The 20,216-nt window shown below is 61.9% G+C and carries 19 protein-coding genes; 5 read left to right on the top strand and 14 right to left on the bottom strand.

What is annotated here, in order from left to right; translation table 11 throughout:
- Positions 1 to 16 precede the first annotated feature (16 nt).
- The gene (gene dxs / locus ACPW74_RS14690; protein WP_223924461.1) at positions 17 to 1,882 is read left to right on the top strand and encodes a 1-deoxy-D-xylulose-5-phosphate synthase; all 1,866 of its coding nucleotides are present in this window, start codon (positions 17 to 19) and stop codon (positions 1,880 to 1,882) included.
- A gap of 222 nt (positions 1,883 to 2,104) precedes the next feature.
- On the opposite strand, the gene ACPW74_RS14695 is transcribed toward dxs, so the two are convergent.
- From ACPW74_RS14695 to glyA, 14 genes are all read right to left on the bottom strand, one after another.
- Entirely contained in the window at positions 2,105 to 3,046 is a 942-nt protein-coding gene (locus ACPW74_RS14695) for an ABC transporter permease (protein WP_029314771.1), read from the bottom strand.
- Between the two features lie 3 nt (positions 3,047 to 3,049).
- Complete coding sequence (locus ACPW74_RS14700; protein ID WP_010675385.1) at positions 3,050 to 4,024, bottom strand: ABC transporter permease; 975 nt, start codon at positions 4,022 to 4,024, stop codon at positions 3,050 to 3,052.
- Between the two features lie 96 nt (positions 4,025 to 4,120).
- A complete protein-coding gene (locus tag ACPW74_RS14705) occupies positions 4,121 to 5,677 on the bottom strand; it encodes an ABC transporter substrate-binding protein (protein WP_010675386.1) in 1,557 nt (518 codons plus the stop codon).
- A gap of 58 nt (positions 5,678 to 5,735) precedes the next feature.
- Entirely contained in the window at positions 5,736 to 7,460 is a 1,725-nt protein-coding gene (locus ACPW74_RS14710) for a dipeptide ABC transporter ATP-binding protein (protein ID WP_010675387.1), read from the bottom strand.
- A gap of 646 nt (positions 7,461 to 8,106) precedes the next feature.
- The gene (locus ACPW74_RS14715; RefSeq protein ID WP_425858274.1) at positions 8,107 to 8,595 is read right to left on the bottom strand and encodes a phosphatidylglycerophosphatase A family protein; all 489 of its coding nucleotides are present in this window, start codon (positions 8,593 to 8,595) and stop codon (positions 8,107 to 8,109) included.
- The gene (gene thiL, locus ACPW74_RS14720) at positions 8,592 to 9,551 is read right to left on the bottom strand and encodes a thiamine-phosphate kinase (RefSeq protein WP_039040298.1); all 960 of its coding nucleotides are present in this window, start codon (positions 9,549 to 9,551) and stop codon (positions 8,592 to 8,594) included. The genes ACPW74_RS14715 and thiL overlap by 4 nt, the downstream gene beginning before the upstream one ends.
- A 57-nt stretch (positions 9,552 to 9,608) precedes the next feature.
- Entirely contained in the window at positions 9,609 to 10,022 is a 414-nt protein-coding gene (gene nusB, locus ACPW74_RS14725; protein ID WP_010675390.1) for a transcription antitermination factor NusB, read from the bottom strand.
- A 14-nt stretch (positions 10,023 to 10,036) separates the two neighbouring features.
- Positions 10,037 to 10,507 (bottom strand): 6,7-dimethyl-8-ribityllumazine synthase, encoded by a 471-nt coding sequence (gene ribH, locus ACPW74_RS14730; RefSeq protein ID WP_010675391.1) that lies wholly within the window; start codon positions 10,505 to 10,507, stop codon positions 10,037 to 10,039.
- A gap of 133 nt (positions 10,508 to 10,640) precedes the next feature.
- Positions 10,641 to 11,750 carry a bifunctional 3,4-dihydroxy-2-butanone-4-phosphate synthase/GTP cyclohydrolase II gene (gene ribBA, locus ACPW74_RS14735; protein WP_039040299.1) on the bottom strand — a complete coding sequence of 370 codons (1,110 nt, stop codon included), beginning with the start codon at positions 11,748 to 11,750 and terminating at the stop codon, positions 10,641 to 10,643.
- 137 nt (positions 11,751 to 11,887) lie between these two features.
- Positions 11,888 to 12,541: a riboflavin synthase gene (locus ACPW74_RS14740; protein WP_041212973.1), complete on the bottom strand. Its 654-nt coding sequence runs from the start codon at positions 12,539 to 12,541 to the stop codon at positions 11,888 to 11,890.
- 55 nt (positions 12,542 to 12,596) lie between these two features.
- Entirely contained in the window at positions 12,597 to 13,706 is a 1,110-nt protein-coding gene (gene ribD, locus ACPW74_RS14745; RefSeq protein ID WP_039040300.1) for a bifunctional diaminohydroxyphosphoribosylaminopyrimidine deaminase/5-amino-6-(5-phosphoribosylamino)uracil reductase RibD, read from the bottom strand.
- A gap of 277 nt (positions 13,707 to 13,983) precedes the next feature.
- Positions 13,984 to 14,433 (bottom strand): transcriptional regulator NrdR, encoded by a 450-nt coding sequence (nrdR, locus tag ACPW74_RS14750; protein WP_010675395.1) that lies wholly within the window; start codon positions 14,431 to 14,433, stop codon positions 13,984 to 13,986.
- A gap of 134 nt (positions 14,434 to 14,567) precedes the next feature.
- Entirely contained in the window at positions 14,568 to 15,002 is a 435-nt protein-coding gene (locus ACPW74_RS14755; RefSeq protein ID WP_223924469.1) for a hypothetical protein, read from the bottom strand.
- 87 nt (positions 15,003 to 15,089) lie between these two features.
- The gene (gene glyA, locus ACPW74_RS14760; RefSeq protein WP_010675397.1) at positions 15,090 to 16,343 is read right to left on the bottom strand and encodes a serine hydroxymethyltransferase; all 1,254 of its coding nucleotides are present in this window, start codon (positions 16,341 to 16,343) and stop codon (positions 15,090 to 15,092) included.
- A gap of 341 nt (positions 16,344 to 16,684) precedes the next feature.
- Between glyA and ACPW74_RS14765 the strand changes: the two genes are divergently transcribed.
- From ACPW74_RS14765 to ACPW74_RS14780, 4 genes are all read left to right on the top strand, one after another.
- Positions 16,685 to 16,972 carry a hypothetical protein gene (locus ACPW74_RS14765; protein ID WP_223924462.1) on the top strand — a complete coding sequence of 96 codons (288 nt, stop codon included), beginning with the start codon at positions 16,685 to 16,687 and terminating at the stop codon, positions 16,970 to 16,972.
- Between the two features lie 150 nt (positions 16,973 to 17,122).
- Complete coding sequence (torD, locus tag ACPW74_RS14770) at positions 17,123 to 17,791, top strand: molecular chaperone TorD (RefSeq protein ID WP_223924463.1); 669 nt, start codon at positions 17,123 to 17,125, stop codon at positions 17,789 to 17,791.
- A 7-nt stretch (positions 17,792 to 17,798) separates the two neighbouring features.
- Positions 17,799 to 18,167, top strand: a complete 369-nt coding sequence (locus ACPW74_RS14775; protein WP_045525778.1) for a hypothetical protein — start codon at positions 17,799 to 17,801, stop codon at positions 18,165 to 18,167.
- Between the two features lie 106 nt (positions 18,168 to 18,273).
- Positions 18,274 to 20,052: a sensor domain-containing protein gene (locus tag ACPW74_RS14780; protein ID WP_223924464.1), complete on the top strand. Its 1,779-nt coding sequence runs from the start codon at positions 18,274 to 18,276 to the stop codon at positions 20,050 to 20,052.
- Positions 20,053 to 20,216: the final 164 nt, after the last annotated feature.

The raw sequence follows: 20,216 nt of genomic DNA on the forward strand, positions 1-20,216 counted from the left end.
GGATAACAGTAACAATATGAGCGTTGATATTAGCGATTTCCCCAACCTGGCCCTCGCGGACACACCGGTCGATTTGCGATCCCTCCCCTTCGAGCGGCTGCCCGTGGTGTGCAACGAGCTGCGCGAGTATCTGCTGCGCTCGGTGAGCCGCTCCAGCGGCCACTTCGCCTCCGGCCTTGGCACCGTCGAGCTGACGGTCGCCCTGCACTATGTCTACAACACCCCCTTCGATCGGCTGGTGTGGGACGTAGGCCACCAGGCCTATCCCCACAAGATTCTGACCGGACGACGGGAGCGCATTCACACCATTCGCCAGAAAGATGGCCTGCACCCCTTCCCCTGGCGGGAAGAGAGCGAGTACGACGTGCTCAGCGTGGGCCACTCCAGCACCTCCATCGGGGCGGCGCTCGGCATGGCGGTGGCGGCCGAGAGCGAAGGGCTTGGCCGCAAGGTGGTCGCGGTCATCGGTGATGGCGCCATCACCGCCGGCATGGCCTTCGAGGCCCTCAATCACGCCGGCGACGTCCACAAGGACATGCTGGTGGTGCTCAATGACAACGAGATGTCCATCTCCGAGAACGTGGGGGCCCTGAACAATCACCTTGCCAGGCTGATGTCCGGCAAGCTCTACACCACCATTCGCGAGGGTGGCAAGAAGGTACTGGCGGGTCTGCCGCCGGTCAAGGAGCTCGCCAAGCGGGCCGAGGAGCACCTCAAGGGCATGGTGGTACCCGGCACTCTGTTCGAGGAGTTCGGCTTCAACTACATCGGCCCCATCGACGGTCACGACATCCATGCCCTGGTCGAAACCCTGCGCAACATGCGCAATCTCAAGGGTCCCCAGCTGCTGCACGTCAAGACCAAGAAGGGCAAGGGCTACGAGCCGGCGGAAAAAGATCCCATTGGCTATCACGCCGTCCCCAAATTCAACCCGGATGACTGTGCCCTGCCCAAGAGCGCCGGTGGCAAACCCACCTTCTCCGCCATCTTCGGCCAGTGGCTGTGCGATATCGCCGCCAAGGACGAGCGCGTGGTCGGTATCACCCCCGCCATGCGCGAAGGCTCCGGTCTGGTGAAATTCAGCCAGCAATATCCGGATCGCTACTTCGACGTGGCCATCGCCGAGCAACATGCTGTCACCTTCGCCGCCGGTCTCGCCATCGCCGATCAGAAACCCGTGGTCGCCATCTATTCGAGCTTCCTGCAGCGGGCCTATGACCAGCTGATCCACGACGTGGCGCTGCAAAACCTGCCGGTGCTCTTCGCCATCGACCGGGCCGGTCTGGTGGGGGCCGACGGCCCGACCCATCAGGGGGCCTTCGACATCAGCTTCCTGCGCACCGTGCCCAACATGGTGGTGATGACCCCGTCCGACGAGAACGAGTGCCGCCAGATGCTCTACACCGGCTATCTGTGCAACGGGCCAGCGGCGGTGCGCTACCCCCGTGGCAGCGGCACCGGTATCCAGGCCGAGAGCGAGATGCAGGCCCTGCCCCTCGGCAAGGGACGCGTCGTTCGCGAGGGCAAGGGGACCGCCATCCTGGCGTTCGGCCCCCTGCTGCAACAGGCCAGAGCAGCCGCCGAGGCGCTGGATGCCACCCTGGTGGACATGCGCTTCGTCAAACCCATGGACGAGGCGCTGGTGCTCTCTCTGGCCGCCTCCCACGATCAGTTCGTCACCCTCGAGGACAACGCCATCATGGGCGGTGCAGGCTCTGCGGTGAACGAGTTGCTGATGGGCTGCAAGCAGTGCAAACCGGTGCTCAACCTCGGCCTGCCGGACCGCTTCATCGAGCAGGGCACCCAGGATGAGATCTACGCCCTGCTGGGGCTGGACAGCGTGGGCATTCAGACCCGCATCGAGAGCTGGCTGCAGGCCTGACAAGGGTTATCGCAAGCAATAAAAAGGGCGCCTAATGGCGCCCTTTTTTTTGTTATTCACTGTGCCAGACCAAACCTGCTCACACACTGTCGCGAGAAGGCCGTCAACAAGGTTACAAGCCGCTCAGGAACCGAGACATACCTGAGCACTCCTTGGTTCCACATAAGCGAGCAGCACATGAACCTTGATCACGGCCTCGCAGCCAGTTCGTGGAGAGGTTTATCAGCCCTTGTAGATCTTCGGGTTGAATACATCCCGCAGCCAGTCACCCAGCAGGTTGATCACCAGCACCAGCACCACCAGGCAGAGGCCCGGGAAGGCGGTGATCCACCAGGATCCGGAGAAGATGTAGTTGAAGCCCACGCTGATGAGCGACCCCAGGGACGGTTGATCAACCGGCATCCCCAGACCCAGGAAGGAGAGGGCCGCCTCGCTCATGATGGCGTTCGCCACCTGCACGGTGGAGATGACCAGAATGGGGGACAGGCAGTTCGGCAGAATGTGGCGGAACATGATGCGCGGGGCGCGGAACCCCATCACCTGAGCCGCTTCCACATACTCCTTCTTCTTCTCCGCCAGCACGGAGGCGCGCACCGTCCGGGCATACTGGGGCCACTCGGCGATACCGATGATCACCACCAGCATCAGGATGGCGAACTTCGAGTAGAACTCGGAGCCAAAGGTCGCCTGGAAGATGGCGGAGATGATGATGGCCACCATCATGGTGGAAAACGACAGCTGCACGTCGGCAAAGCGCATCAGCAGGTTGTCGATGCGACCACCAAAGTAACCGGCCATCAGACCGATGACGATACCGAGCACCAGCTGCAGCCCCACCGCGAACAGACCAATGGTCAGCGAAATGCGGGCGCCATAGAGGATGGTGCTCCAGATGTCGCGTCCCTGGTTGTCGGTCCCGAGCCAGAAGCGGGCCTCGCCCCCTTCCAGCCAGGAGGGGGGCAGCTCCGCATCCATCAGATCGAAGCTGGTCTGGTCATAGACGTTGTGCGGTGCGATCCAGGGTGCCAGCAGAGCCGCCAGCACGAAGACCACAAACACCGCAAAGCTGAACATGGCTACCTTGTCCCGCAGGAAGTAGTAGACGATGTCGGAATTTTTGAAGCGTGCCCAACGGCTTGGGCTTGCAGTTACAGCATTAGTCATCTGTTACCCCTTGGCGGTCAGGTTGACGGTCGGGTTGATCAACCCGTAGAGCAGGTCGACCAGGGTATTGGTCACCACGAAAATGAGGCCGACGAAGATGACGTAGGCGGTGATCAGCGGCGTATCGACCCGGTGGATCGCCTCAAGGAAGAGGAAGCCGGTCCCCGGCCACTGGAACACGCTCTCGGTCAGGATGGTGTAGGCCACCATGGTTCCGATCTGCACACCGCCCACCGTGATGACCGGCAGCATGGTGTTCTTCAGGGCGTGCTGGTAGTAGACCTTGTTGTTGTCCAGCCCCTTGGCACGGGCAAACTTGACGTACTCGGAGGAGAGCTGCTCCAGCATCTCCGAGCGCACCAGCCGGATGAACAGCGGCAGCATGATGGAGGAGAGGGAGACCGCAGGCAGCACCAGGTGCAGGATACCGTCCCAGGTGAAGAAGCCCGACTCCCAGCCCAGCAGGTTGTAAGTCTCGCCACGGCCATAGGCCGGCAGCCAGCCCAGCTGGATGGAGAAGAGGTACATCAGCATGATGGCGGTCAGGAAGACCGGGATCGAGATGCCGATGCTGCTCACCGCCATGATGAGCTTGGTCAGGAAACTGCGCGGTCTTATCGCCGAATAAACCCCCAGCGGAATGGAGACCACGACGATGATGAGCGCGGCGGCAAACACCAGCTCAAGGGTAGCCACCAGCTTGTCGAGGATAACCTCGAGGGCTGGTCGCTTGAAGAAATAGGAAGTGCCCAGATCCCCGTGTACCGCGTTCTTCAAGAAGCGGCTGTATTTCACGAGGAAGGGATCATTGAGTCCCATCTTGTCGCGCAGCTCCTGGCGCACGGACTCGGAGACGGATTGTCCCACCAGCTCGCGCAGCGGATCCCCCAGGTTGTCCTGGATGGAGAAGGCGACCAGGCTGATGACGAACATCACTATCACGGCCTGATAGAACCGTTTCAGCAGGAATGTAAACATGCTTGTCCTTCTACGTGGCCTGTGTCTTGGCACAGGCTTCTGTTAATGGCGGGGCAACCATGGGTGCCCCGCCGGGTCCTTCCTTAAACGCTTCGCTTACTTGTTGACCACCAGGTCACCCAGGTAAGGGAAGTTCATCACGTTGACCACCGGCTTGATGTCGACGTTCTTCTTGGCACCGTAGGCCAGGTCTTCCCAGTGCAGCGGCACATAGGCAGCGTCGTCGATCAGCATGGCTTCCACCTTCTGCAGGATGGCGGCACGCTTGGCAGGATCGGTCTCGGTGTTGGCTTCCATCACCATCTTGTCAGCTTCTGCGTTGGCATAACCGCCGCAGTTGTACTGACCCATGCCGGTCTTGGCATCCTTGGTGAAGGTCAGGAACTCGAAGAAGTTCGCACTGTCTTCGGTGTCGGAGTGCCAGCCGATCAGCTGCATGTCAGCGGCGCACTTGTCAAACTCCGGCCAGTACTGGGCCACCGGCATGGTCTTCAGATCCACCTTGATGTTGATCTTGGACAGCATGGCGGAGACGGCCTGGGCAATCTTGACGTCGTTGACATAGCGGGCAGCCGGGGAGATGAAGCTCATCTTGAAGCCCTTCTCGTAACCGGCTTCCTTCATCAGCTCCTTGGCCTTGGCCAGATCATACTGGGGTTTGAGGGCCTCGTTGTAGCCTGCGTAGCCTTTCGGGCTCAGCTGGCCGGCCGGGGTACCGAAGCCCTTGTTGATCTTGTCGACGATGCCCACCTGGTTGATGGCGTAGTTGATCGCCTGACGCACGCGCTTGTCTTTCAGCGCCGGGTTGGTGTTCTGGTTCAGCTCGATGATGATGGCACGGGTACCGGACAGGGTGACCAGCTGGGAATCCTTGCCGTTCTTCACGCGCTCCAGATCGTTCGGGGCAACCGGGTAGATCATGTCCACGTCGCCGCCCAGCAGGGCTGCAACACGGGTGGCGTCTTCCTTGATCGGTACTACGGTCAGGTTCTCGACGTTGCCCTTGGAGGCCTTGTCCCAGTAGTTGGCGTTGCGCACGTATTCCAGCTTCACGCCCTGCTCGCGGAACTTGACGCTGAACGGACCGGTACCGGAGACATTGGTGGAGGCGAAGGAGTCACCGTTCTTCACGATCTCGGCCTTGTCCTTGCCCGCCTCGGTCTTGCCGCTATAGAACTTGGAGTCCATCGGGAAGATGTAGGTGACGGTCTGCAGCACCAGCGGGAACGGCTTGGCGGTGACGAGATCCACGGTGAAATCATCCACCTTCTTGGCTTCGGCGATGGGGTCGAAGATCGCCTTGAAGTCCGGGGAGGCCTTCAGACGGTTGACGGTCCATACCACGTCATCGGCGGTGAAGTCGTTGCCGGAGTGGAACTTCACACCCTTGCGCAGGTGGAAACGGACGGTCTTGTCGTCGATGCGCTCATACTTCTCGGCCAGACGCGGCTCGAACTGCAGATCCTGGGTGTAACGCATCAGGGGGTCGAACACCAGGTGAGACATCTCCAGGGTCTGACCGGAGAGCTGCTCCTGCGGGTCCAGAGAGGTGGCGTCGGACGCGACGGCGACCTTGATGTCGGCAGCAGAAACGTTGAACGCGAGACCAGCGGCGAACAGCGCCATGGCGATCTTGGATAATCCTTTCTTCATGTCTTTCTCCATGCTTTTGGCTTTTTATTGACAGACAAACCGGCGAACCGGTGCTTTCCTAGCTTGCGATTTCCAGCCCCTCGCGGGACATTCCCTTGAATTCCGGCATGAGGGAGATCAGCTTGCGGCTGTACTCATGCTCGGCATTGGTGAACAGTTTCTCGGTCTCGGCCACTTCCACCAGATGACCGTGCTGCATCACACCGATGCGGTCGCACATCTGGCGGATGACCGGCAGATCGTGACTGATGAACAGCATGGTGAGCCCAAGCTCCTGTTGCAAGTCTTTGAGCAGGTTGAGGATCTGGGCCTGCACCGAGACATCCAGCGCCGAGGTGGGCTCGTCGCAGATGAGGAAGCGCGGGCGAGTCGCCAGGGCGCGGGCAATGGAGATGCGCTGGCGCTGGCCACCGGAGAATTCGTGGGGATACTTGACCCCGGCGCCGCGGCCCAGGCCCACGTGATCCAGCAGGTCCCCGACGATCTGCTCTATCTGCCGCTCGCTCTCGGCGAGGCGGTGGAAGCGGATCGGCTCGGCGATGATGTCACGCACCTTCATGCGCGGGTTCATCGAAGAGTAGGGATTCTGGAACACCATCTGCATCTGGCGGCGCAGGGGGCGACGCTCGTGCTCCCCTTTCAGGGCGGTGAGATCGATCCCCTCGAAGACAATCTTGCCGGTGTCGGGCGGATAGAGCCCGGTGATGGCACGGGCGATGGTGGACTTGCCGGAGCCCGACTCCCCCACCAGACCGAAAGTCTCACCCTCGAAGATCTCGAAGCTGATGTTGTTGCAGGCGCGCACGTACTGGCGGCGGCTCGGGAAGATGGAATCCTTGGTGACGAACTTCAGATCCACGTTCTCCACCCGCAACAGCGCGCCTTCATAGGTGCGCTCGTCCTGACTCTGGCCGAGCCAGTGGGTCTTGAGATCGATGCTGGTATCCGCCGCACCGGCATCCTCGATATAGGAGACCAGGGGGAAGCGTACCAGCTTGACATCCGAGCGGGGAACCGCCGAGATGAGGCTGCGGGTATAGGGGTGATTGGGGCGGCCCAGCACCTGTTCCGTGGTGCCGAACTCCACCAGATCGCCGCGGTACATCACCGCCACCTTGTCGGTAACGTTGGAGACCACCCCCATGTCATGGGTCACCAGCATGCAGCCGACCTGGCGCTCTTTGCACAGGTTGCGGATGAGCTGGAGGATCTGATCCTGGATGGAGACGTCCAGCGCCGTGGTCGGCTCATCGGCGATGATGAGCTCGGGATCCCCGGAGAGGGCGATGGCGATCACCACCCGCTGGCGCATGCCACCGGAGAACTGGTGAGGATACTGCTTGATGCGCACGTCCGGGTTCGGGATCCCCACCGCCCCCATCAGCTCGAGGGCCTTGGCAAAGGCCGCCTCGCGGGACAGGTCGGTGTTGGCGAGGATGGTCTCCACCAGCTGCTGCTCCACGGTGAACAGCGGGTTGAGGGAGGTCATGGGATCCTGGAAGATGAAACCGATGCGCGAGCCGCGAATGGCCCGCATCTCGTTCTGGCTCTTGCCGGAGATGAGCTCGCCGTTGAGGTAGATATCGCCACGGGCGATGCGACCGGGTGGGCTCAACAGATCGATGACGGCGTTGCCGATGGTGGATTTGCCAGCGCCGGACTCACCGACGACGCCGACGATCTCGCCCTTTTCAACAGAAAAAGAGAGATCCTTGACCGCGGCAAGCACCCCGTAGCGGGAGGGGTACTCGATCCGCAAGTTTTTGACTTCAAGCAAGGACATGGTTACCTCTGCGGGGGACATCCGTCCCAAATAATTCGTCCGTAAATCAGCCGCAGATGCTGGTTGTGCCTTGGTACTGCTCGAGAGCCGTTGTTGTGTAATTAACGCTCAATCCATGAGGCAGCCAAACCAGCGATCCGGGCGGGTTTTTTGCATTTTTTTGGAATAACCCGCGAGTAAGTTAGTCGGTTTGCCCGCGGGTGTAAATGATCCAGTTATACAATTTCGCAATACTTTGCCCAGAGAATGCCGACACCATGGGGTTAAAATGTCGATAAAAGTCACATTACCAGAGATTACGCTGGCAATGCGAGACCATCAACCAATTATGTTTCAACAAAATAGCAAAAAACCATCTTATTCACTATCAGCATTATGCTGACCAGCTTCGAATAAGTAGTGAATATTTATGTGAAATGATTTTTTGACGGCAGCATATCCGGAGTAAGGAAAAATAGGCAGAGCTAAATAGGGACAATGCAGAAGGATCAACCTGGGCCACAGGCCCGCCGGCACGGCAAGCCGGGAGGGATTGCATACAAAAAAACGCAGGCCCCTCAGGGCCTGCGTGTGCGGTATATCCGACCTCTTTGCAAGTGGAGAGGAGTGAAAAAACAGCGAGAGGGCGTTCGGGAGCCGCCTCCCCTCACCAGTGGGCAAGCAGTTGCATGCAGGCCAGGGCGAACAGGCCGGCGATGAGATCGTCCAGCATGATGCCAAGCCCGCCGTGAATGCGGCGATCGAACCAGGAGATGGGCCAGGGCTTGAGCACGTCGAACAGGCGAAACAGCACGAAGCCCGCCAGCACCCACTCCCAGCCGGCCGGGGCCGCAATCATGGTGACCCCGAATCCGATGACCTCGTCCCAGACGATAGCCCCGTGATCCGGCATCCCGATGGCGTCGGTGGCGCTCTGGCAGATGCGGATGCCCGCCACGAAACCCACCACCAGCAGGGCGATGAACCAGGAGGTCGGCAGCCCGCTCACCAAGAGATAGAGCGGGATGGCTGCCAGGGTCCCCATGGTGCCCGGCGCCTTGGTGGAGAGGCCGGAGCCAAAGCCCACCGCCAGGAAGTGGAGCGGGTTTTTAAGGTTCAGCCGCGTCAGCTCGGGCTTTATCTTGAAAGACATCATGCGAAGTGATCCCAGCCCTTGAGGTGCAGTTCGACGGGTTGTTCGTCCTGCAGGTAGTCGATGCCAGGCTCCCCGGCCAGGATGCGACCGATGCGGGTGAACTTCACGCCACAATTGGCCAGCGCCGTGTCCAGGGCACCGTGATGCTCCTGGGGCACGGTGAAGCAGAGCTCGTAGTCGTCGCCCCCGGCCAGGGCCAGCTGCCAGGCATCCATGGCCGGCACCGCATCCTGCAACACGGGGGAGAGGGGCAGCAGATTGAGATCGATCTGGGCCCGCACGCCGGACGCCTTGAGGATGTGGCCGAGATCGGACGCCAGGCCGTCGGAGAGATCCAGGGCGCTGCTGGCCAGCCCGCGCAGGGCCTGACCGGCCAGGATGCGGGGATGGGGATGGTCGAGGCGCGGCAACACGGCCGCCAGCTGGTTCTCGTTGAGGGTGCGCTTGCCCAGCAGGTGGGAGAGCGCCAGGGCGGCATCTCCCAGGGTACCGGTCACGTAGACCCCGTCACCGGCCTTGGCGCCGCTGCGCATCAGGGCGCGACCTGCCGGGACCGATCCTTTCACCGAGACGGTGATGGAGAGGGGCCCGCGGGTCATGTCTCCCCCCACCAGCGCCACGTTGTAGTACTCGGCGAGCTCGAGGAACCCTTCGGCGAAACCGGCGACCCAGCGCTCGTTGATAGCGGGCAGGGTCAGGGCCAGGGAGACCCAGCGCGGCTCGGCACCCATGGCGGCCAGATCGGAGAGATTGACCGCCAACGCCTTGTAGCCGAGATCCACCGGATCCATGTCGGGGAAGAAGTGCACGCCGCTCACCAGGGTGTCCGTGCTCACCGCCAACTGGGCGTCGGGGGGCAGGGTCAGCAGGGCACAGTCATCTCCAGGGCCCATCACCACGTCCTTGCGGGCGTGGGGGACCTTGAAGTACTTCTCAATCAGCTCAAATTCACCCATACAGTAAAAAGCCAGCAATAAGCTGGCTCCTCTCTTAATTGCTGACGGACAGCAGGATCAGCGCTTGGGCAGCGTCTTGATCACCTTGTCCAGGACGCCGTTGACAAACTTGTGGCTGTCATCGGCGGCGAAGGCTTTGGCCAGCTCGATCGCTTCGTTGATCACCACGCGCGGCGGCACATCTTCACGACGGGTCAGCTCGTAGGTCGCCAGACGCAGGATCGCCTTGTCCACCATGTCCACTTCTTCCAGCGGACGGGAGAGGAAAGGCGCGAACACCTTGTCCAGCTCGTTGCAGTGGACCGCTACCCCGAACAGCAGATCGCGGAAATAGTTCAGGTCCACACCCTTGGTGTCCTGATCGATCTTGAACTGCTCTTCGATGTCGCCCACGTTGGCCTGGGTCATCTGCCACTGGTAGATGGCCTGAGTGGCGCAATGGCGGGCCTTACGGCGCTCGGACGGTTTCAATGCATTTCTCCTCGTTACACGTCCAGTTGTTTCAGGACGTTGATCATTTCGAGCGCGCTCAGTGCAGCCTCTGCACCCTTGTTACCCGCCTTGGTACCGGCGCGTTCGATGGCTTGTTCAATGTTTTCGGTGGTCAGCACGCCGAAGGCAACGGGAATGTCATATTCCATCATTACCTGGGCCAGACCCTTGCCGTTCTCGCTCGCTACCAGTTCGAAGTGGTAGGTACCGCCGCGGATGACGGTGCCGAGTGCGACGATGGCGTCATATTGACCGCTCTTGGCCAGCTTCTTGGCCGCCAGGGGAATTTCGACGGCCCCCGGTACGCGCACCAGGGTCAGATTGCTCTCCTGGACCTGACCTTGACGCTTCAGCACGTCCAGCGCGCCGTTCACCAGGCTGTCATTGATGAAGCTGTTGAAACGGGCAACGACAATAGCAACACGCGCCTCGGGAGCGGCGATATTTCCTTCGATAATCTTCATTGGAAATCCTGTCTCTGTGCAATCAATTAGGGGCCGGGCTCAAAAGTGCACGCATTCTAGCACAACAGAGCCGCGACAAAAAACCATGGCCGCAACGGGCGGCCATGGTGATGAATTCAACCATACGCAGCGCTTACTCGCCGACGTACTCCACCACTTCCAGACCAAAGCCACCGAGGGCATGGTACTTCTTGGGGGAGCTCAACAGGCGCATCTTGCCGACCCCCAGCGCCTTGAGGATCTGGGAACCGACCCCGACCCGGCGCGAGGTGCCCTGCCACTTGGCCCCTTCCGGTGCCAGCCCCTTGTCGGCGGCTTCAAAACCCTTGACCCTGGCCAGCAGCTCGGCGCCATGGGCTTCCGCCCCCAGGATCACCAGCACCCCGCCCTCGTCGGCGATGCGGGCCATGGATTTGGGCAGCGGCCAGCTGCGGGCGCTGTGGCGGTCGGTGAGCAGCAGATCGCTCAGCACGTCGTGCAGGTGCACCCGTACCAGGGTCGGCTGGTCGGCCTTCACGTCCCCTTTCTTCAGGGCGAAGTGCACCTGGTTGTCGATGGTGTCGCGGAAGGTGACGAGGTCGAACTCGCCGTATTCGGTGGGCAACTTGCACTCGGCCACCTTCTCTACCGTGGTCTCGTGCTGGTTGCGGTATTCGATAAGGTCGGCAATGGTGCCGAGCTTGATGCCGTGCTGCTCGGCGAAGATCTCGAGATCCGGGCGCCGGGCCATGGTGCCATCTTCGTTGAGGATCTCGACGATGACGGAGGCTGGCTCGAAGCCGGCCAGCCGGGCCAGATCGCAGCCCGCTTCGGTGTGGCCGGCGCGGGTCAGCACACCGCCATCCTGCGCCATCAGCGGGAAGATGTGGCCGGGCTGCACCAGATCGGCGGCCTTGGCATGGGGCGCCACCGCGGCCTGCACGGTGACGGCGCGGTCGGCGGCGGAGATGCCGGTGGTCACCCCTTCCGCTGCCTCGATGGAGACGGTGAAGGCGGTGGAGAACTGGGCATTGTTGCGATCGACCATCAGCGGCAGCGCCAGCTGCTTGCAGCGATCCCGGGTCAGGGTCAGGCAGATGAGCCCCCGACCGTAGCGCGCCATGAAGTTGATGTCTTCCGGGCGGACACAGGAGGCGGCCATGATCAGGTCCCCTTCGTTCTCCCTGTCTTCGTCATCCATCAGGATCACCATCTTGCCAGCCTTGATATCGGCAATGATTTCCTGGGTCGTGCTCAGCGCCATGGGCTACTCCATCAACATGCTTGGGGATTGAGCCAGTCGGCTCGACTTGATACTGCGTATTGTGCTCTAGATGGGGGCACGCGGCCCCGTTTCAATCCGCGCGGGATCACAGAACCGCGTTTTCCCGTCAAAACGGCTCACAAGAATCCGGACTGGGCCAGCTTCTCCAGGGTCAGGGTAGAGGCACTGCTCTGCTCGCGCTTGCCCGTCATCAGCCGCTCCAGATAGCGGGCTATCTGGTCCACCTCGAGGTTGACCCGGTAGCCGGGTTTCCAGCGGGCGATGGTGGTCTCCTGGGCGGTGTGGGGCACGATGGTCAGCCGGAAGAGATCCCCCTGCACGGCGTTGACGGTGAGGCTGATGCCATCCACCGCAATCGACCCCTTCTCGGCGATGTAGCGGGAGAGCTCCCCCGGCGCCTTGATCCAGTATTCGATGGCGCGGCCGCTGGACGATTTGCTCTTCACCTCGCCGATGCCGTCCACGTGGCCGGAGACCAGGTGGCCGCCGAGGCGGGAAGTGGGCATCAGCGCCTTCTCGAGGTTGACCGGATCCCCCACCTTGGCGGCAGAAAAACCGGTGCGGGAGAGGGTCTCCAGGGAGACGTCGGCGGTATAGCTGTGATCCCCGAGCGCCACCACGGTGAGGCAGACGCCGTTGGTGGCGATGGAGTCGCCCAGCTTGACGTCACTGAAGTCCAGGGTCGGCGCGTGCACGGTGAGGGCCATGTCCTCCCCCTGGCGACGCAGCTCGGCCAGGGTTCCCACCGCTTCGATAATTCCGGTAAACATGCAGATCACCTTGCTGATGACGGGGGCGACGGATGCCCCCGTGAACATTGAAAAATCAGGCTATTTTCGCAGTGATGCGAATATCCTGGCCAAGCATGCGCACATCCTTGAGGTTGAGTTTGGGGGCCTGGAACAGCCGGGTCAGCCCCGGCAGATGGAACAGGCCGCGCCCCTCATCCCCCATCAGTTTGGGCGCCTGATAGAGCACCAGCTCGTCCACCAGCCCCTTCTCCAGCAGGGCGCCGCACAGCCGTGGCCCCGCCTCCACCAGTACCGAGTTGACGTTCTGTTTGGCCAGCAGCATGAAGAGGCTGACCAGATCCAGCTTGCCATCCAGCAGCGGCACCTCCAGCTGCTGCACCCAGGCGGGCCACTCACCGGATGCCTTGTGGCGGGCCAGCAGTACCGGGCTCTCGCTCTGGAACAGGGGCAGATCCGGGGTGAGCCGGTTTTGCGAATCCACGATGACCCGCAGCGGCTGGCGCAGGGTCTCTTTGGGATAGACCGCCTTGACCGAGGGGGGCAGTTCGTCCCAGCGCACGGTGAGGGAGGCACCATCCGCCAGCACGGTTTCGGCGCTGGAGAGGACCGCATCGTGACGGGCTCGCAGCCGCTGCACGTCCCGGCGCGCCTCCGGAGAGGTGATCCACTGGCTCTCGCCACTCGCCATGGCGGTGCGACCATCCAGGCTCGCCCCCAGCTTGACCGTCACCAGCGGAAACGCGGTGCGCATCCGCTTGAAGAAACCGGGATTGAGGGCCTCGGCTTCTGCGGCCAGCAGGCCGAAATCGGTCTTGATCCCCGCCTCGGAGAGCATCCGCAGGCCACGCCCGCCCACCTGGGGATTGGGATCCACCATGGCGGCGACCACCCGGGTCACCCCGGCCTTGATGAGCGCCTCGGCGCAGGGGGGCGTGCGACCATGATGGGAGCAGGGCTCCAGGGTCACATAGGCGGTGGCACCGCGGGCCTCTTCCCCTGCCGCGTGCAGAGCATAGACCTCGGCATGGGGCTCACCGGCCCGCTTGTGCCAGCCCTCCCCCACCACCACGCCGGCCTTCACCAGCACGGCACCGACGCAGGGGTTGGGGGCCGTGGTGTAACGGCCGCGCCGGGCCAGTTCGAGGGCCCGGCTCATCCATTGGTAATCGTCTTGACTAAACATCCGGGCTCCTGTGTCCAGCAACCTGTCCCCGGTGGCACGGCCATCCGATGGGACAAGAAAATAGGGTGTACGCGCTTGCCGCACGCCTTCTCGGGCAGATCGGCCATGGCATCTGACGCCATGGCGACGGGCACACACATCGCAGGATGCGGCCGCACGCCCTCATACTTTTTCACCAGTGCAACGATGCGCTGTCTAGATGTCTCACTGGTGTAACAACTGGCGCTGCCGCAACGGCAGCCCCTCTCTGATTCACATAGGGAGCCGCAGGACGGCGTTACTTCTCCAGCTTGGCGATCTCTTCCCCGAATTCGCGAATGTCTTCAAAGCTGCGGTAGACGGAGGCAAAGCGGATGTAGGCCACCTTGTCCAGGCTCTTGAGCTCATCCATCACCAGATTGCCCACCAATTGGGAGGCGACTTCACGCTCGCCGGTGGCCCGCAGGCGGGACTTGATGTGGTTGACCGCCTTCTCGATGGCCTCCATGCTCACCGGCCGCTTCTCCAGCGCCCGCAGAATGCCGGCCCGCAGTTTGTCTTCGTTGAAGGGCTCGCGGGAGCCGTTGGACTTGATGACGCGGGGCATGACCAGTTCGGCCATTTCGAAGGTAGTAAAACGCTCGTGACAGAGCAGGCATTCGCGACGGCGGCGCACCTGATGGCCCTCGGCCACCAGACGGGAATCGATCACCTTGGTATCAACGGCACTACAGAAAGGGCAATGCATCTGACCTCCGGCGTGGATGAAAATGGGCGCGGGCCCCGGGGGCTGGCGCTAGGCCGGCCAGTGTAACACGGCCATCCAGAGCCGGTAAAAGCCCATGAAAACAAGGGACAACCTGCCAGGCCTTCGGGCAGGACTCAGTCGTCATAGGGCAACGCCTCGGGGTCGCAATCCAGGTAATCGGGCTCAGGATCCACAACAAAACGACGCGCCTCGATATGGCGGTGGCCCAGCATCAGCGCCTTGCCCACCCGGTGCATGCCATCCATCACCCGACCGGCGCTGTCGAGCAGGATGGGATAGGCGAGATCCGCCGCCATCATGAGCTGGCAATGCGCCACCACGCTGCGCACCGTGGGCGTGGCGTCGCCATGGCCGTACCAGTGGTCGCGGTCAAGCTCGGCAATCTCGCCGAGTGCCACCGCCTGCACCGGCAGGTTGCGGCTCAGCCGGATCAAGCGGCGCACATCCCAGGCCAGCAGCCCCTGTTCGCTGGCGCGAAAGTGGTACTGGGCGCGAACCGTCTGCCGCAGTGACGCCTCCAGCGCGTCCTCTTCCATGTCATCGCACATGGTCACCTCTGTCTCATCTTGCCAGGCGCTGCAAAAAACAATGCCACCCGAGGGTGGCATTGGTCTTCAACCTGAAGGTCAGGCTGATTATGCGTAGACCGGGAAGCGGCGGCAGATATCCAGCACCTTCTCGCGCACGGTCGCCAGCACTTCTTCGTTGTCGTGGCTGTCCAGCACGTCGCAGATCCAGTTGGCCAACTGGATGGACTCGGCTTCCTTGAAGCCGCGGCGGGTGATGGCCGGGGTGCCGATACGCACGCCGGAGGTCACGAACGGGGAACGCGGGTCGTTCGGTACGGAGTTCTTGTTGACGGTGATGTTGGCCTTGCCGAGGGCTGCGTCGGCATCTTTGCCGGTCAGCTCGCGACCGATCAGGTCAACCAGCATCAGATGGTTGTCGGTACCGCCGGAGACGATCTTGTAGCCGCGCTCGATAAAGGTCGCCGCCATGGCCTTGGCGTTCTTCACGACCTGGGCCTGGTAGGTCTTGAACTCGGGCTCCAGCGCTTCCTTGAAGGCCACGGCCTTGCCGGCGATGACGTGCATCAGCGGGCCGCCCTGACCACCCGGGAAGACGGCGGAGTTCAGCTTCTTGTACAGATCTTCGTCGTCGGCGGCGGAGAGGATCAGACCACCGCGCGGACCGGCCAGGGTCTTGTGGGTGGTGGAGGTGACCACGTGAGCGTGGGGCACCGGGTTCGGGTAGACGCCGGCGGCAATCAGACCGGCCACGTGGGCCATGTCCACGAACAGGTAAGCACCGATCTTGTCGGCGATCTCGCGCATGCGGGCCCAGTCGACGATGCCGGAGTAGGCGGAGAAGCCGCCGATCATCATCTTCGGCTTGTGCTCAACGGCCAGGCGCTCCATCTCGTCGTAGTCGATCTTGCCGGACTCGTCGATGCCGTAGGGGATGATGTTGTACAGCTTGCCGGAGAAGTTGACGGGGGAGCCGTGGGTCAGGTGACCGCCGTGGGCCAGGTTCATGCCGAGCACGGTGTCGCCCGGTTGCAGCAGGGCCATGTAGACGGCGCTGTTGGCCTGGGAGCCGGAGTGCGGCTGCACGTTGGCGTAGGTGGCACCGAACAGCTCTTTGGCGCGCTCGATGGCCAGGGTTTCAACCACATCCACATACTCGCAACCGCCGTAGTAACGCTTGGCCGGGTAGCCTTCGGCGTACTTGTTGGTCAACTGGGAGCCCTGGGCTTCCATGACGCGGGGGCTGGTGTAGTTCTCGGACGCAATCAGCTCGATGTGCTCTTCCTGACGACGGGTCTCGTCTGTGATGGCCTGCCACAGCTCTGGATCATAGCCGGCGATGGTCATGTCACGTTTCAACATCCGTTTATCTCCTGAAAATCGTTTGCGCGATAGGTGAAGTGGGCCCGCGCATTGTAACGTGAGCTGGATCAAAGAGACAGTCCAACCACCCAAAAAATTGTTTATAAAATGTAAAATACGTCGCAAATTTCGAATCCCGCCCCCTGGCTTCGCTCATCCCCCCGGCCTCCCCACACCAGCAATCCGGCTCCAGCCATCGTCCCCGCTTCCCGGGCAAGGCGATAGAAACCAGAGCCAGATCATGGATATAGCATTTACTAACAGATAACATCTTTAGGCCATGGGACATCTGCACGAGCGGGTGTCGCTCCCTGCCATCCCGGAACACAAGGGGAAACGCCATGATGGATCATCTGATGCTGTTCGTGATTGTCGCGGTCTTCGCTCTCTTCTACTGGGTCTACTACACCGCCAGCCGCAAGGGTGCCTGCACCGCCAACTGGGAGACACTTCCCACCCGGGAGCAGTACCTGGCGGCCCATCCCGGCGCCGCCGACGGCGATCTCATCTTCTGCATCCATTGCGGTCACCATCAGCAGCGGGAGGTCGGCCTGGTGCACCAGATGGATTACCGCCGCCAGCATATCTGCCCCCGTTGCAATCAGGTGCTCTATCGCGTCGAGGAGTAGGTCGGCCTCCTCGTCGCCCACGGCGATCCCGCAATAGCGACCCCCTCTCCTGGCGCTATCCGGCCAAAAGGCCCCATGAGTTTCCTTTATTTTTAAAGTCGTTAGAATCGGGGGCCATCAAGGCTCCCGATTGTCATCCACGGAGGAAAAATGCAGGAATTCATGGCGACCAGCGAACGCCGGGCCGAGCTTTACTGGTGGTTTTCCACCCTGTTTGCTGCCGAACTCAGTGATGCGCAGATCGCTGAATACGACACCTATGACGTGCGCAGCTTCTTGAAGAGCCTCTCTACTCTCGACCCCATGCGCGAAGCCGTGGCCGAGCTCAACGACGCCATCGCCCGCCTGCTGGTGCGCCCCGAGCGCCAGACGGCGCTGGCCGCCGACTTTGCAGGCCTGTTCCTGAGCGCTCCCGGGCAGGGTGCCCTGCCCTACGAATCCCTCTACCGGGGCGAAGGCAAGCAGCTGATGCAGGCCCCTATGACCGAGATGCAGGCACGCCTCGATCGCCTCTGCATCAACGTCAGCGACAAATACAATGAGCCTGCCGATCATCTGGCCATCGAGCTGGATCTGATGGGCAGCCTCATCATCCGCGCCGCCGAGTCGACCACCGCCGACCAGCGCGAGGCGTGGCTTGGCGAGCAGGAGTCCCTGCTGCACGGCCACCTGCTGGGCTGGTTCGAGCGCTTCGAGCAGGCCTGCCGGGCCGCCGACACGTTTGGCTTCTACGGTGCCAGTGCCCGCCTGCTGGGGGTGTTCCTCAAGATGGACGCCAACTACCTCTCCCTGGTCAAACCGGCACCGTCCGCCGACTGAGCCCGGCATGAAGACAGCCCTGCTTCTTATCGCATGCTGGCTGCTGGCCCTGATCCCGCTGGATCAGGGTCTCACTCCCCTCGTGACGCTGCTGTTCAACCCGGACCGCGCGCTCTACGGCACCGCCCAGCTCACCGGCTTTGCCGGCATCCTGCTGACCCTCTACCTCGCCAATCTCGGGGTGGAAGTGGTGCTGCGTCGCCGCTTCCAGATAGCGGGCATGCTGGCCCTGCTCGCCGCCTGGACAGATTTCATCAACAGCAGCGGCACCGAGAGCCACTGGCTGGTGCTCTACGCCATGGCGTTGCCGTTTCATCTGGTGGGCTGGCTGGTATTTGTTCGCGGGATCCAGGCGTTTGGCCGCCAGAAAGGCTGACATCTCGTTGATTTCACACCCTTCTCACACTTTCTTTCTCTCCTGACACTTCCTGCCATACTGACACAGCCGTCCAAATGACAAAGCAATCAATTCAGGAGCCTCCATGGAAAAAGTGCTACCCGAATCGGTTCCGACACGGCATTTGTCAGGCCCGCTCTCTCCCCACGAGTTGCAACAGCTGTTCGCCCAGGCGCCCTTCGGGATTGGGGTCTTCGATCACGAATTCAGGTGTCGCGACGTCAACGGACGCTTTGCCGAACTGACCGGCCTCGCGCGGGCAGAGCACCCGGGCAAGACGCTGTTCGACATTGTCCCTGCCCAGACTCCCCAGCTGCTCCCGCTGTTTCAGCAACTGCGGCAAGGTCCCCCCCGATGCACATTTGAGGTGGAAATGGTCGGTCTCTCCCGCGCGGCCTCCCCGGCACGCTGGCAAGTGAGCGTCAGCTCCGTGCTGGATGAGGACGGCTCCTTCAGCGGCATCTTCCTCGTGATGAGGGAATCCGCGCAGACAGGCCCCCACCTCGACGCACCCGCGTCACCCGGCCTGCAGGAGATGACCCACCGCCATGCACTGCGTCTCTATCAGGCCGAAGCCCGCTTGCAGCACCTCTCCTATTACGATCCCCTCACCGATCTCGGCAATCGCCATCTGCTGCAAGAGCGCCTCACCCTGGAGATAGAGACGGCCAGGGTGAACCACCACGTCCTGGCGCTGCTGTTCATCGATCTCGACGGCTTCAAGCTCATCAACGACAACCTGGGGCACAGTGCCGGCGATCTGCTGCTCAAGCTGTCGGCAGACCGCATTCGCCACTGCCTGCGCCCTGGAGACATCGCCATCCGGCTGGGGGCAGACGAATTTCTGGTGTTGCTGCCCGCCATCAGGGAGACCCAGGATCTGCTGGGTCTCATCGAGGGGTTGCAACGCAGGCTGCACGATCCCGCCGACATCGGCCAGGAGCGGGTGAGGCTCTCCGCCAGCATCGGCGTCTCCCTCTATCCGGAGCATGGCCAGACCCCGGACAGCCTCATCAGCGCGGCGGACAACGCCATGCATGAAGCCAAGCGCCGTGGCCGCAACGGCTATCTGTTCCACTCCCCCGACATGACGGCACAGACCAGGGAGCGGATGCTGCTGGAGCAGGGACCGCTCAAGGCCATTGAGCAGCAAGAGTTTCGCCTGCTCTACCAACCCATGGCGGATGGTCATCTCAGCGGCCTGGAGGCCCTGATCCGCTGGCAGCATCCCAGCCTTGGCATGATATCCCCGGACCGTTTCATTCCGGTGGCAGAGGAGTGCGGTCTCATCGAACCACTGGGCGAATGGGTGATGCGCACCGCCTGCCGGCAAGGGCAGCAGTGGCTGGCAGAAGGGCTCGCCGTGCCCCGGCTCTCGGTCAATGTGTCGGTCAGGGAGATGCGTTCCCACGACTACGTGGAGCGGGTGACAGCTATTCTGGCCGAGACCGGTTTTCCTGCCGAACGGCTGGAGATCGAGGTGACCGAGAGCATCATCCAGAGCGTGGATCACAGTCTGCGGCTCTTCACCCGTCTCAAGGCGCTGGGGGGGCAGATCGCCATCGACGACTTCGGCACCGGTTTCTCCTCCCTGAGCCTGCTCAGGAGCCTGCCCATCGATCGCATCAAGATAGACAGGGCCTTCGTCCAGGCGTTGCCCGACGACAAGCACAGCCGCGAGCTGTGCCGTACCATAGTCCAGCTGGCCAGCTCCCTCGGCATGGCCGTTACGGCGGAAGGGATAGAAACCCAGCCCCAGCGCCAGTTCCTGCAATCCCTGCGTTGCGAGGAGGGACAGGGCTACCTGTTCAGCCATCCCCTGCCAGAACCCCAGCTGCCTTCCCTGCTCCCCGTCCGCCATTGAGCCTTGGCCGCGCCACCACGCAAGCAAAGAAGGGAGCCCATGGCTCCCTTCTTTGCTCTCAACGTGTCCTCTCACCTGCTATCTTCGTCGCTATCCAAAAGTCTAATTGCCCTCGGGAACCAAAGGTATAAGTTGTTACTCAATCATTAAGAAAATGTATTCAC

It is taken from the genome of Aeromonas sp. INTO2, assembly GCF_049860605.1.
GTDB classification, from domain to species: domain Bacteria; phylum Pseudomonadota; class Gammaproteobacteria; order Enterobacterales; family Aeromonadaceae; genus Aeromonas; species Aeromonas caviae.

Excerpts from the sequence above, each read along its gene's own strand:
- dxs (WP_223924461.1), top strand. The coding sequence starts at position 17 with ATGAGCGTTGATATTAGCGATTTCCCCAACCTGGCCCTCGCGGACACA.
- ACPW74_RS14695 (WP_029314771.1), bottom strand. The coding sequence starts at position 3,046 with ATGACTAATGCTGTAACTGCAAGCCCAAGCCGTTGGGCACGCTTCAAA.
- ACPW74_RS14700 (WP_010675385.1), bottom strand. The coding sequence starts at position 4,024 with ATGTTTACATTCCTGCTGAAACGGTTCTATCAGGCCGTGATAGTGATG.
- ACPW74_RS14705 (WP_010675386.1), bottom strand. The coding sequence starts at position 5,677 with ATGAAGAAAGGATTATCCAAGATCGCCATGGCGCTGTTCGCCGCTGGT.
- ACPW74_RS14710 (WP_010675387.1), bottom strand. The coding sequence starts at position 7,460 with ATGTCCTTGCTTGAAGTCAAAAACTTGCGGATCGAGTACCCCTCCCGC.
- ACPW74_RS14715 (WP_425858274.1), bottom strand. The coding sequence starts at position 8,595 with ATGATGTCTTTCAAGATAAAGCCCGAGCTGACGCGGCTGAACCTTAAA.
- thiL (WP_039040298.1), bottom strand. The coding sequence starts at position 9,551 with ATGGGTGAATTTGAGCTGATTGAGAAGTACTTCAAGGTCCCCCACGCC.
- ribH (WP_010675391.1), bottom strand. The coding sequence starts at position 10,507 with ATGAAGATTATCGAAGGAAATATCGCCGCTCCCGAGGCGCGTGTTGCT.
- ribBA (WP_039040299.1), bottom strand. The coding sequence starts at position 11,750 with ATGGCGCTGAGCACGACCCAGGAAATCATTGCCGATATCAAGGCTGGC.
- ACPW74_RS14740 (WP_041212973.1), bottom strand. The coding sequence starts at position 12,541 with ATGTTTACCGGAATTATCGAAGCGGTGGGAACCCTGGCCGAGCTGCGT.
- ribD (WP_039040300.1), bottom strand. The coding sequence starts at position 13,706 with ATGTTTAGTCAAGACGATTACCAATGGATGAGCCGGGCCCTCGAACTG.
- nrdR (WP_010675395.1), bottom strand. The coding sequence starts at position 14,433 with ATGCATTGCCCTTTCTGTAGTGCCGTTGATACCAAGGTGATCGATTCC.
- ACPW74_RS14755 (WP_223924469.1), bottom strand. The coding sequence starts at position 15,002 with ATGTGCGATGACATGGAAGAGGACGCGCTGGAGGCGTCACTGCGGCAG.
- glyA (WP_010675397.1), bottom strand. The coding sequence starts at position 16,343 with ATGTTGAAACGTGACATGACCATCGCCGGCTATGATCCAGAGCTGTGG.
- ACPW74_RS14765 (WP_223924462.1), top strand. The coding sequence starts at position 16,685 with ATGATGGATCATCTGATGCTGTTCGTGATTGTCGCGGTCTTCGCTCTC.
- torD (WP_223924463.1), top strand. The coding sequence starts at position 17,123 with ATGCAGGAATTCATGGCGACCAGCGAACGCCGGGCCGAGCTTTACTGG.
- ACPW74_RS14775 (WP_045525778.1), top strand. The coding sequence starts at position 17,799 with ATGAAGACAGCCCTGCTTCTTATCGCATGCTGGCTGCTGGCCCTGATC.
- ACPW74_RS14780 (WP_223924464.1), top strand. The coding sequence starts at position 18,274 with ATGGAAAAAGTGCTACCCGAATCGGTTCCGACACGGCATTTGTCAGGC.